Source organism: Streptomyces wedmorensis (genome assembly GCF_000716445.1).
Lineage (GTDB): Bacteria > Actinomycetota > Actinomycetes > Streptomycetales > Streptomycetaceae > Streptomyces > Streptomyces wedmorensis.
On record NZ_JNWK01000044.1, the window covers coordinates 58,627 to 70,558 of the forward strand.

At 72.5% G+C, this 11,932-nt stretch carries 10 protein-coding genes, 1 tRNA gene and 1 pseudogene; 11 read left to right on the forward strand and 1 reads right to left on the reverse strand.

The features are described 5' to 3' along the window. The first annotated feature begins 2 nt into the window (after positions 1-2). From OO54_RS29355 to OO54_RS41800, 10 genes and pseudogenes are all read left to right on the forward strand, one after another. Entirely contained in the window at positions 3-695 is a 693-nt protein-coding gene (locus OO54_RS29355) for a phosphonatase-like hydrolase (RefSeq protein ID WP_033208445.1), read from the forward strand. Beyond that, positions 692-1,744 (forward strand): ABC transporter ATP-binding protein, encoded by a 1,053-nt coding sequence (locus OO54_RS29360; RefSeq protein WP_033208337.1) that lies wholly within the window; start codon positions 692-694, stop codon positions 1,742-1,744. The genes OO54_RS29355 and OO54_RS29360 overlap by 4 nt, the downstream gene beginning before the upstream one ends. 79 nt (positions 1,745-1,823) lie before the next feature. Then, positions 1,824-2,657, forward strand: coding sequence for a 2-aminoethylphosphonate ABC transporter permease subunit (locus OO54_RS29365; RefSeq protein WP_033208339.1), 834 nt, complete (start codon positions 1,824-1,826; stop codon positions 2,655-2,657). After that, on the forward strand, positions 2,644-3,441 hold the full coding sequence (locus tag OO54_RS29370; RefSeq protein WP_033208341.1) for an ABC transporter permease: 798 nt from the start codon (positions 2,644-2,646) through the stop codon (positions 3,439-3,441). Before OO54_RS29365 ends, OO54_RS29370 begins: the two co-directional genes overlap by 14 nt. 21 nt (positions 3,442-3,462) lie before the next feature. After that, positions 3,463-4,521 (forward strand): 2-aminoethylphosphonate ABC transporter substrate-binding protein, encoded by a 1,059-nt coding sequence (locus tag OO54_RS29375; RefSeq protein ID WP_033208343.1) that lies wholly within the window; start codon positions 3,463-3,465, stop codon positions 4,519-4,521. 132 nt (positions 4,522-4,653) lie between these two features. Then, the gene (locus OO54_RS29380; protein WP_033208344.1) at positions 4,654-6,195 is read left to right on the forward strand and encodes an alkaline phosphatase family protein; all 1,542 of its coding nucleotides are present in this window, start codon (positions 4,654-4,656) and stop codon (positions 6,193-6,195) included. A gap of 80 nt (positions 6,196-6,275) precedes the next feature. Continuing rightward, positions 6,276-7,055: an HAD-IIA family hydrolase gene (locus OO54_RS29385; RefSeq protein WP_017237117.1), complete on the forward strand. Its 780-nt coding sequence runs from the start codon at positions 6,276-6,278 to the stop codon at positions 7,053-7,055. A gap of 74 nt (positions 7,056-7,129) precedes the next feature. Then, positions 7,130-7,774, forward strand: a complete 645-nt coding sequence (locus tag OO54_RS29390) for a hypothetical protein (RefSeq protein WP_033208345.1) — start codon at positions 7,130-7,132, stop codon at positions 7,772-7,774. Between the two features lie 2 nt (positions 7,775-7,776). Continuing rightward, positions 7,777-8,436 (forward strand): class F sortase, encoded by a 660-nt coding sequence (locus OO54_RS29395; protein ID WP_033208347.1) that lies wholly within the window; start codon positions 7,777-7,779, stop codon positions 8,434-8,436. A 597-nt stretch (positions 8,437-9,033) separates the two neighbouring features. After that, positions 9,034-10,027: pseudogene (locus tag OO54_RS41800) on the forward strand (glycoside hydrolase family 6 protein). 53 nt (positions 10,028-10,080) lie between these two features. On the opposite strand, the gene OO54_RS29405 reads toward OO54_RS41800, so the two are convergent. Next, positions 10,081-10,154, reverse strand: a tRNA-Lys gene (locus OO54_RS29405). A gap of 183 nt (positions 10,155-10,337) precedes the next feature. On the opposite strand from OO54_RS29405, the gene OO54_RS29410 reads away from it, so the two are divergent. After that, entirely contained in the window at positions 10,338-11,864 is a 1,527-nt protein-coding gene (locus tag OO54_RS29410; RefSeq protein WP_033208349.1) for a peptidoglycan-binding protein, read from the forward strand. Positions 11,865-11,932 lie beyond the last annotated feature (68 nt).

An 11,932-nucleotide genomic window follows, 5' to 3' on the forward strand; every position in this document is an offset into this window, starting at 1 on the left:
TGATGAACACGAACCCGAAGAACCCGATGAACCTCGTCGTCCTGGACATGGCCGGCACGACCGTCGCCGACGGCGGCCTCGTCGAGCAGGCCTTCGCGGCCGCGGCCGAGCGCCTCGGCGAAGACCCGGCCACGATGATCGACTACGTCCGCGCCACCATGGGCGAGTCCAAGATCTCCGTCTTCCGCCACCTCTTCGGCGGCGACGAGACCCGCGCCCGGCAGGCCAACCTCGCCTTCGAGGAGGCGTACGGAGAGCTGGTCGCCGACGGCCTCGTCTCCCCGGTCCCCGGCGCGGCCGAGGCGATCGCCGCCCTGAAGGACCAGGGCCGGACCGTCGTCCTCACCACCGGCTTCGCCCGGGTCACCCAGGACGCCATCCTCGACGCCCTCGGCTGGCGCGACCTGGTCGAGCTGACCCTCTGCCCGGCCGACGCCGGCGGCCGGGGCCGCCCGTACCCGGACATGGTCCTCGCGGCCCTCCTCCGCACCGGAGCCGTGGACGACGTCCGGCAGACCGTCGTCGCGGGCGACACCTCGTACGACATGCTCAGCGGGGCCCGCTCGGGCGCCGGGATCGTGGCGGGCGTCCTCACCGGCGCCCACGGCGAGGCGGCGCTCGCGGAGCACGGCGCCACACACGTCCTCGCCTCGATCGCCGGACTGCCCGAGCTGATACGGGAGTCCGAGGCATGACCAGCGGCATCCGCTTCGACGGCGTCACCGTCACCTACGGGAACACCACCGTCCTCGACTCCCTCGACCTGACCGTCGAGCCCGGCGAGGTCATGGCCCTCCTCGGCCCCTCCGGCTCCGGCAAGACCACCGCCCTGCGCACCGTCGCCGGCTTCGTCCGGCCCGCCTCCGGGCGTGTCCTCATCGGCGACCGCGACGTCACCGCCCTCCCGCCGTACCGCCGGGGCATCGGCATGGTCGTCCAGCAGTACGCCCTCTTCCCCCACCTGCGGGTCGACGCCAACGTCGCCTTCGGCCTGAAGGCGCAGAAGGCGCCGAAGGCCGAGATCCCGGGTCGCGTCACCGAGGCCCTGGAGATGACCGGCATGGCGGCCTACGCCCGGCGCTACCCCCGGGAGCTCTCCGGCGGCCAGCAGCAGCGCGTCGCCATCGCCCGCGCCCTCGCCATCCGCCCCCGGGTGCTCCTCCTCGACGAACCGCTCTCCGCGCTCGACGCCCAGCTCCGCTCCGGCATGCTCGCCGAACTCGCCCGACTGCACCGCGAGCTGCCGGACGTGTCGATCCTGTACGTCACCCACGACCAGGTCGAGGCCCTCACCCTCGCCGACCGGATCGCCGTCATGGACAAGGCCCGGCTCCAGGACTGCGGCACCCCGCAGGACCTCTACCGCCGCCCCCGTACGGAGTTCACGGCGTCGTTCGTCGGCAACGCGAACCTGCTGCCGGTGACCGTCACCACGGACGGCGTCGCCTTCGAAGGCACACGCCTGGAGGTGGCCGCGTCCGAGGCCGCGCCCGGCGCCGGCGCGACCCTCTGCGTCCGGCCGCACCTCGTCGGCCTCGGCCCGGGGCCGAACGCCCTCAGCGGCCGGATCTCCGAGGTCCAGTGGCGCGGCTCCACCCACCGGCTGTACGTCGATGTCGGCGGACACCGGGTGAAGGCGGACGTGCGGGAGCTGCGGGAGACGCCGGCGCTGGGAGCCGAGGTGACGCTGCACTTCGCGCCCGAGGACGGGGTGCTGCTGGGCGCGGGGGTCACCGATGGGTAGCCGCGGCATCGGGCTCGGTGAACGGCCCCCGGCGACCGGTGTCGCGCCCGCCCCTCCCGCTCCCGCTCCCGCGGAACGTATGCCCACGACGGGGGCGAAGGACGACGCCGGCCGGTCCCTCCCCTCGTGGGTCTGGGCGCTGCCGCCCGTCGCCGTGCTCGCCGTGGTCTTCCTCTACCCCCTCGCGCTCGTCGTGCGCGAGTCGCTCGCGCCCGGTGCGTACGCCGACGTGCTCGGGTCCGAGTCGTTCCGGGACGCGCTGGTCACCACGGTGTGGCTGGCCGTCGCGTCCACCGCGGGGTGCCTGGTGCTCGGCTTCGTGCTCGCCGTGGTGATCGCGTTCGTGCCGTTCCCCGGCGCGAAGGCGGTGTCGAAGTTCATCGACGTCTTCCTGTCCTTCCCGTCGTTCCTGATCACGCTCGCACTGCTGTTCCTGTACGGGACGGTGGGGATGGCGAACGGGCTGTGGACGGACGCCACCGGCGACGCGACGGGGCCCTTCCGGTTCCTGAGCACGCCGTGGGGCGTGCTGCTCGCGGAGATCACGTACTTCACGCCGTTCGTGATGCGGCCGCTGCTGGCCGCGTTCTCGCAGCTGGAGACCGCGCAGCTGGAGGTGGCGTCGTCACTGGGCGCCCGCCCGCTGCGGATCGTCCGGCAGGTGATCCTGCCCGAGGCGCTGCCCGCGCTCGCGGCCGGCGGGAGCCTCGTCCTCGTCATGTGCCTCAACGAGTTCGGGATCGTCCTCTTCACCGGAGCGAAGGGCGTCACCACGCTCCCGATGCTCGTCTACGGGAAGGCGATCCTCGAATCGGACTACGCCGCCGCGTGCGTGGTCGCCGTCGTCAACGTCGCCCTGTCCGTGGGGCTCTACGTCCTCTACCGGGGGGTCAGCCGCCGTGCTGGTGCATAGCCGTACGGGCAGATGGACGGCGTGGGCCGGCTTCGCGGTCCTCTTCGTCCCGCTCTTCGCCCTGCCCCTGCTCGTCATCGTCGCCGCCTCGTTCTCCACCCACTGGTCCGGCGCCTTCCCCTCCGGCCCCACCACCGCCCACTACACCGCGGCCGTACGCGGGGAGTCCCTCCAGGCGCTGACCACCAGCCTGGTCACGGCCGTCACCGCGAGCGTGGTCGCGCTGACCGTCGGCACCTGGGCCGCGCTCGCCGCGGCCGCGCTCCGGAAACGCGGCAGGCGGGTGCTCGACGCCCTGTTCATGCTGCCGGTCGCCGTGCCGTCCGTGGTCGTCGGGCTCGCCGTCCTCGTCGCGTTCTCGCAGCCGCCGGTGCTCCTCAACGGCACGCGGTGGATCGTGATCCTCGCGCACACCGTGCTCGTCACGGCCTTCGCGTACCAGTCGGTCTCGGCCGCCCTCCTCCGCCTCGACCCGATGTACGAGCAGGCGGCGGCCAGCCTCGGCGCCCGCCCCGCGTACGTGCTGCTCCGGGTGAAGCTGCCGCTCCTGCTGCCGTCCCTGAACGCGGCCGCCGGGCTCTGCTTCGCCCTGTCCATGGGCGAGTTGAGCGCCACGATGATGCTCTACCCGCCGGACTGGACGCCGCTGCCGGTCCTCATCTTCACCGCCACCGACCGGGGCTCCCTGTTCACCGGCTCGGCGCTCGCCGTGGTCCTCATGACCGCGACCCTGCTGGCCCTGCTCGCCGTCTCCCGCATCCGCACCAAAGCCTCGTACCGCTGAGACCCAGGAGAGAACAACGTCATGCTTACGTACGCCAAGCCGATCGCCGCCGTCACCGGCGCCCTCGCCCTCGCCTCCACCCTGACCGCCTGCGGAGGCTCATCCGCCGCCTCCGACGAGAAGATCGTGACCGTCTACAGCGCCGACGGCCTCAAGGGCGAGGCGGGCGACGGCTGGTACGACAAGGTCTTCGCCGACTTCGAGAAGCAGACCGGCATCAAGGTCAAGTACGTCGAGGGCGGCTCCGGCGAGATGGTGCAGCGCGCCGTCCGCGAGAAGAGCAACACCCAGGCCGACGTCCTCGTGACGCTGCCGCCCTTCATCCAGCAGGCCGACGCCAAGGGCCTGCTCAAGGCGTACACCCCGAAGGGTGCCGACCAGGTCGACGGCGGCGACAAGGCCGCCGACGGCAAGTGGATCTCCGTCGTCAACAACTACTTCGGCTTCGTCCACAACAAGAAGGAGCTGCCGACCGCGCCGAAGACGTGGGAGGAACTCCTCGACGCCAAGTACAAGGACAGACTCCAGTACTCCACCCCGGGCGTCGCAGGCGACGGCACCGCCGTCCTGATCAAGGCCATGCACGACTTCGGCGGCCAGGAGCCGGCCATGGCCTACCTGAAGAAGCTCCAGGCCAACAACGTCGGCCCGTCCTCCTCCACCTCCAAGCTCGCCCCCAAGACCGACAAGGGCGAACTCCTCGTCGCCAACGGCGACGTCCAGATGAACTTCGCCCAGTCCAAGTCCATGCCGAACCTCGGCATCTGGTTCCCCGCCAAGGACGGCGGCAAGCCCACCACCTTCGCCCTGCCCTACGCCGCCGGCCTGGTGAACGAGGCCCCGCACACCGAGAACGGCCAGAAGCTCCTCGACTTCATGCTGAGCGAGGCGGCCCAGCGCGAGGTCAGCGCCATCGGCGGCGGCTTCCCGGCCCGCAAGGACGTCAAGCCGACCGACGCCAACGCCATCGCACTCGCCAAGCTCATGGACGGCGTCGAGATCTTCGAACCGGACTGGTCCGACATCGACAAGAACCTCACGACGTACGTCGACGCGTGGAAGTCCGCGACCGGAAGCTGAGAGTTCACCGTACGGCCCCTGGAACACCCCGCCGTATTGCGGAAAGATAACGGGTACGGACCAACGCCCTTGAGAAATCAAGGGCGTTGGCGTGTGTCCGTACCCCCGTCACCCCTTACGGAGGACTCCGACATGCCGATCACCGGCATCCCCCGCCGCACCGTCCTCGCCGCCGCCGGCGCCACCGCGGCCGTCGCCGCGACCGGACTCGCGGCCGCCCCCGCGGCCCAGGCGGCCGTCGCCGCCCCGACGCTCCCGAACGGCACCAGCATGGACAAGGTGCTCGTCGTCGGCATGGACGGCCTGCGGTACGACCGGATCGACGCGGCCAAGGCGCCCACCCTCAAGTCCCTGATGGCCAACGGCACCTATGGCCGCTCCCTGCTCTACGCCAACCCGATGGCCGCCACGTCCTCCGGCCCCGGCTGGTCGACGATCTCCACCGGCGTCTGGCCCGACAAGCACGGCGTGAAGGACAACACCTTCACCGGCAAGAACTACGGCCGCTACCCCGGCTTCCTGGCCCGCCTGAACCAGGTGCGGCCCGACCTCTCCCTCTTCGCCGCCGTCGACTGGCCCGAACTCGACACCCACGGCACCGTCACCCCCGGCGCCGACGCCAAACTCGTCTACGACAACAACTACGCCGTCAACGACCTCCTCATCACCGACATCACCGAGGACGTCCTGCGCAACCAGAACCCCGACGTCCTCTTCGTCTACTTCGGCGAGACCGACGAGATAGGCCACGGCTACGGCGCCGCCAGCCCCAAGTACCTCGAAGCCATCGACGTACAGGACGGCTACCTCGGCCGGCTGCTCGCCGCGATCCAGGCCCGCCCCGCCTACGCCACCGAACGGTGGACGGTCATCGTCGCCACCGACCACGGCCACACCGACGGCGGCGGCCACGGCGGCTCCACCATCGAGGAACGGCGCACCTTCGTCCTCGCCCAGGGGCCGGGCATCGCCGCCGGCGCCCGCCCCATCGACACCCGGCTCGTCGACGTCGCCGCCACCGTCTTCCAGCAGCTCGGCATCGTCCCCGACCCCTCCTGGGGCCTCGACGGCAAGCCGATCCAGCTCCGCTCCACCGACCCCTTCGACGCCCTCTACGGGACCCTCACCGGCCGCGTCGACGAGACCGGCATCCCCACCGGAGTCCTCGGCTTCACCCGCACCGCGCCCAGCGGCTGGTCCGTCATCAACAACGCCATGGGCACCGGCGGCATGACCGAGTGGCGCGGCTGGTCCTTCGCCACCGACGAGTTCTGGTCCCGCGCCCAGCGCGACCAGTCCCGCGAACTCAACGTCCGCGCCCGCGGCGTCTTCGCCGTCGCCGACTCCGACGAGTGGGCCGACAAGGCCTTCTCCGGCACGTACGACTCGACCCTGGTCACACCGGCCCACAGCGTCTCCGGCGCGTCCACGGTGACCCTCGACTTCACCACCCTGTACCGCCAGGAAGGCGCCCAGACCGCCCAGGTCCTGGCCAGTTTCAACGGCGGCACCCCGACGGTCGTCCGCAGCTACACCTCCGACGTCGTCTCGCAGCCGCAGTCCCTCACCGTCGCCGTCCCCGCCGGCGCCTCCAGCGTGAGCTTCCGCTTCCGCTACACCGGCGCCAACAACTGGTACTGGACGATCGACGGGGTCAAGATCAGCGCTTCCTGACTACCCTGGGGGGCGTCGCCACAGCGCTGTCGCGGCGCCCCCAGCACACCGCACGTCTGTACGGCAGGAGTCCCGCACCCATGGCAGAGCGCAAGCCGATCGAATCCTGGCTGACCGACATGGACGGCGTCCTCATCCACGAGGGCGTGCCGATCCCCGGCGCCGACGCGTTCATCAAGAAGCTGCGGGAGACCGGGAAGCCCTTCCTGGTCCTCACCAACAACTCGATGTACACGGCCCGAGACCTGCACGCCCGCCTCATGCGGATGGGCCTCGAAGTCCCCGTCGAGAACATCTGGACCTCGGCCCTCGCCACCGCCAAGTTCCTCGACGACCAGCGCCCCGGCGGCACCGCGTACGTCATCGGCGAGGCCGGCCTCACCACCGCGCTGCACGACATCGGCTACGTCCTCACCGACCACGCCCCGGACTACGTGGTCCTCGGCGAGACCCGCACGTACTCCTTCGAGGCGATGACCAAGGCCGTCCGCCTCATCAACGCCGGCGCCCGCTTCATCTGCACCAACCCCGACGAGACCGGCCCGTCCCTCGAAGGCCCCCTCCCCGCCACCGGCTCCGTCGCCGCCCTCATCACGAAGGCCACCGGCAAGGAGCCGTACTTCGCGGGCAAGCCGAACCCCCTCATGATGCGCACCGGACTCAACGCCATCGGCGCCCACTCCGAGTCCAGCGCCATGATCGGCGACCGGATGGACACCGACATCCTGGCCGGCCTGGAAGCGGGCATGCAGACCTTCCTCGTGCTCACCGGCCTGACCACGCAGGCGGAGATCGACCGCTTCCCGTTCCGCCCGTCGAAGATCGTCGACTCGATCGCGGACATCGTCGACCGCGTCTGACGGACCCCGCGCCGCCGCCCTGCGGATGCGAAGAGCGCCGATCCGGGTGACCCTGCCAGTACCAGGAGGTCACGATGCGTTCAGGTCCGCTTGCTCTCCGTGCCGCAGGAGCGGCGCTGGTACTCGTGCTGGCACCCGCGGCCGGCAGCGCGTACGCCCACGACGGGGTGAAGGTCACCGTCACCCCGTCCACCGCCTCGCCCGGCGCCGACGTCGACGTACGCGTCCACGGCTGCAAGGGCACCACCGGTGCCGCGAAGTCCCAGGCGTTCGTCGCCGACGCCGAGCTCACCGGCCGCGACGGCGGCAAGAACCCGCTCTTCGGCGACACCACCATCAGGTCCGGCCTCGAAGACGGCACCTACAAGGTCAGCGTCACCTGCGACGGCCACGACCACCCGGACGTCGGCACCGTGCGGGTCCGCCACGACCAGCCCACCCACCGGCCCACCCACCAGCCCACCCACCAGCCCACCCACCACGCGACCCCGGTCGCCCCGGTCCGCGCCGGCGGCGGCGGCACCGCCGCCTTCGCCGCCCCGGCCGCCCCCGGCGTCGCCCAGACAGCCGGCGACGGCGGCCTCGGCACCCCGTACACCCTCCTCGGCCTCGGCATGGCCGCCGTCGCCGCCGTCGCCGTCGCCTTCCGCAGCTCCCGCCGGCGCGCCGCGGGCTCCGGTGCGGGTACCGGTACCGGTTCCGGTTCCGGCGAGCAGTGACCGTGTCGTCCGGAACCCGCCCGGCGGGCAACGGGCGACTCGTCACCGGCGTGGCCTGGGCCCTCCTGCTGCTCGGCCTCTGGCTCTGGGGCCGCGGAGTCACCGAGGGCCCCGGCGGCCTCTCCGCACCGACCACCGGCGACATCGCGGCCGTCGGCCGCCCCCTCGGCGCGGCCCTCCCACCGGCCCGCGACCCCCTGCCCGCCGTCGAACCCCGCCGCGTCGAGATCCCCTCCCTCGGCATCACCGCGCCCGTCGTCCCCCGCGGCCTCGACAGCACCGGCGCCATCGACCCGCCGCCCTTCGAGATGCCGCACACCGTCGGCTGGTACGGCCCCGGCACCCGCCCCGGTGCCGCCGGCGCGGCCCTCCTCGTCGGCCACGTCGACACCGACACCCGGCCCGCCGTCTTCTACGGCCTCAGCGCGGCCCGCCCCGGCGCCAAGGTCCTCGTCACCCGCGCCGACGGCTCCCTCGCGGAATTCACCATCGACGACGTCCGGGTCTTCCCCCGCGACCGTTTCGACCCCGCCGCGGCGTACGGCTCCCGCGACCCCCGCCGCTCCGAACTCCGCCTCATCACCTGCGGCGGCACCTTCGACCCCACCACCCACACCTACACCGCCAACGTAATAATCTCCGCCTACCTGACCGGCCCCTGACCCCACACCCGCACCCCCGCGCCCCTCCCGGACCCGCACCCCCTGCGCCCCTCCCGCACCCGTCTGCCCCGCGACTCATCCGGGCCCCCGCCCCCACCTTGTGCGGCCCTTCGCCTCCCACCGCGGGGCCCCGCCCCGTAGGGCCCGCGCTCGCGTGGGCCTTCGCCCACCGCACCCCCCCCGTGTGGGCCCGCGCCCGTTGCCCCCCGGGGCGGGCCTGCCGCCCGCTTGCCCGCGCCGTCGTGGGCCTGCGCCCGCCCGCCGCACCTCCGTGTGGGCAATCGTCCCGCTGGGGCGGGACGGGTGGGCACACGGGACGGCGCGCTTGGCGGCGCCTCCGCCCCTGATGCCTGGACCCGCACCGGTACGGCGTCGCACTCCGGGTGCGGGTTCGGGCGCGGAAGCCTGGGCCCGGCAAGGGGCGCCGTCCGTTGTGCCCACCCGTTCCGCCCCAGCGGAACGATTGCCCACAACGAGGGGCGGTGCGAGGGGCTCCGCCCAGGCGGAACGAGGGCCCGCATCGGGGTGGGGCGCCGCTCGCGACGGGTAGGGGTGCCAGGGCGGGCGGATGTCCGAGTCGGTGATCGAGGGGCCGGAATGTCCGCAGGTTCGTACGGGTGCCGCGCGGCCACCACCCGCCTCACCCTCCCCGTCGCCACCCTGCTCCCGCTCGGCGCCGCCGCTACCGCACCGGCGGCGGGCCCCGCACCCTATTGGGTGAATCCCGACGGGAAGGCGCATCGCGCGGCCGAGGCGCGTCGGGCGGCGGGCCGGGTGGGGGAGGCGGAGCTTGTGGGGCGGATCGCGGCGCGGCCGCAGGGGGAGTGGGTGGGGGAGGGGAGGGGAGGCCGGAGGAGGAGGCGAGGGCGTTGACGGGGGCGGCGACGGCGGCGGGCCGCGAGGCGGTGCTGGTGCTGTACGACATTCCGAACAGGGATTGCGGGGGTATTCGGCGGGCGGCGCCGCGAACGCGGGCGCGTACCGGACGTGGGTGGACGCGGTGGCGCGGGGGATCGGGTCGCGGCGGGCCACGGTGGTCCTGGAGCCGGATGCCGTGATGCACGTGGTCGACGGGTGCACGGACGCGCGGCTCCACGGGGAGCGGTACGAGCTGCTGAAGGCGGCGGTGCGCCGGCTGAAGCGGCAGCCGGCCACCGCGGTCTACCCGGACGCGGGCAACGCGGGCTGGGGCGAGCCGGCGGATCTGCGGCTGCCGCTGGGGGAGGCCGGGATCGCCGAGGCGGACGGCTTCGCTGTCAATGGCGCGAACTTCTGGACGACCGAGGTGAGCGTCGCGTACGGCGGGCGGCTCTCGGCCCTGGTGGGCGGCAAGCCCTTCGTGATCGACACCAGCAGGAACGGAAACGGCCCGTACACGGAGGGCGACCCCGCCCAGACCTGGTGCAATCCGCCCGGTCGCGCTCTCGGCGCCCCGCCCACGCGGACGACCGGGGACCCGCTGGTGGCGGCGTTCCTGTGGATCAAGCGCCCCGGCGAGTCGGACGGAGAGTGCCGGGGTGGTCCCGGGGCGGGGGAGTGGTTCGACGCGTACGCCTTGGAACTGGCCCGCAACGCCCGCCAGTTCGCGTAGATCGGGAGAACGACCGGGGCCCCTCACCATCGGTGAGGGGCCCCGGTCTCGCGTGCGCCGCCAGGGACTCGAACCCCGGACCCGCTGATTAAGAGTCAGCTGCTCTAACCAACTGAGCTAGCGGCGCCTGCTGACAAAGAGAACTCTACCTGACCTGGAGGCGTGCTCCTGACCAATACCGGTCGCCTCCGGCCTGTCGGATGGTCGTATCAGGCCTTCGATCCGTCAAAATGCGATTTGTCCAGACAGTTGAGACACTGGCGCCCAAAACAAGGGTCAAAAGATCTTGACGAGTGTGGAGGGGAATCGCATGAGCGTGCCGGTCTTCGAGGAGTTCGAACCCGCGGCCGACTGCGGCTGCCCGGGCTGCGCCCGGCACCGTCGTGACCTCGCACTGGGCCTGCCCGTCCGGTCGGGCGGCCATCCCGCCGCGCACGGCGCCCGCCGCGCCCTGGTGCTGGTGACGGCGGCCGGAGTGGTCCTGGGCGGGGGCGGGGCCGGTGCGGCGTCCGCCCTCCCGCGCCCGGGGGAGCCCGTCGCGCCGGTGGGACCGTTCACCCCGGCGGGCGCGGGGACCGCCGCGTCCGGTGCGGCCGGCGCGGCGGAATCCGACGCGACGGCCGTCGACTCCGCGGTCGACGCGACGGCCGTCGACTCCGCGGTCCTGAGGGAGGCGGCGGGACCCGACACCACTCCCTGGCCGGGACCCGAGAACCCGCAGGGCGGGCGAGGGCCGCTGCACGGAGCGCCGGGTCCCGGGTCCTCGGCCCCGAACCCGCCCGCCGACCAGGCGTCGGGCCCGAACCCGAACCCGAACGCGACGCCGGCGACCAGCCAGATCCCGACGGGCTCGCTGCGGCAGACGACCCGGGCCGACATCATCAACCGCGCCAAGCTGTGGGTGACCGCGCAGGTCCCCTACTCCATGGAGAAGTACTGGTCGGACGGCTACCGCCAGGACTGCTCCGGCTACATCTCGATGGCCTGGAACCTCCGCAGCAACGAGTGGACCGGCAGCCTCGACCGCTTCGCCGACCGGATCGACCGCACCGAGCTCCAGCCCGGCGACATCCTCCTCTTCCACAACCCGGCCAACCCGACCCGCGGCTCGCACGTCACGATCTTCGGCGGCTGGACCGACTACACCCACACCTCCTACATCGCGTACGAGCAGACCAAGCCGCGCACGCGGAAGCAGGCGACGCCCATGGCGTACTGGGAGAACTCCGACCGGTACGTCGCCTACCGCTACAAGGGCGTGGTCAGCGGCGGCAGCGGTACGACCGGCGGAGGACCGACCGCGACGCCGACGCCGTACCCCGGCGCCGCGAAGTTCGGTCCGGGTGCCAACAACGCGTACGTCACCCAGCTCGGGAAGCTCCTCGTCGACCGCGGCGGCAAGAAGTACTACAGCAAGGGACCCGGCCCGAAGTGGGGCGCGGCGGACCGCCGCGCGACCCAGGCGTTCCAGCTGGCGCAGGGGTGGAAGGGCAAGGAGGCGGACGGCCTTCCCGGCCCCGAGACGTGGAAGCTCCTCGTGACCGGCGGGGGCAGGAGCATCGGCGGATCGGGTGGTTCGAGCGGCCCGAGCGCGAATGCGACGGGGTTTCCCGGGCGTGGCTACTTCCGTCCGGGCCAATCCAACGCATATGTGGAGAAGCTGGGCAAACAACTGGTGAAGCGGGGCTTCGGCAAGCACTACCTGTCGGGACCCGGTCCGCGCTGGACGGAGGCGGACCGCCGCAACGTCGAGGCGTTCCAGCGGGCACAGGGCTGGCGCGGCGGAGCGGCCGACGGCTACCCGGGCCCGGAGACCTGGCGGCGATTGTTCCGATGACCCCGAGAACATGAGGTGGACCCCGAATGACCGCATCGACCCCGAACCCCGCGGACTCCGGCGCGGCC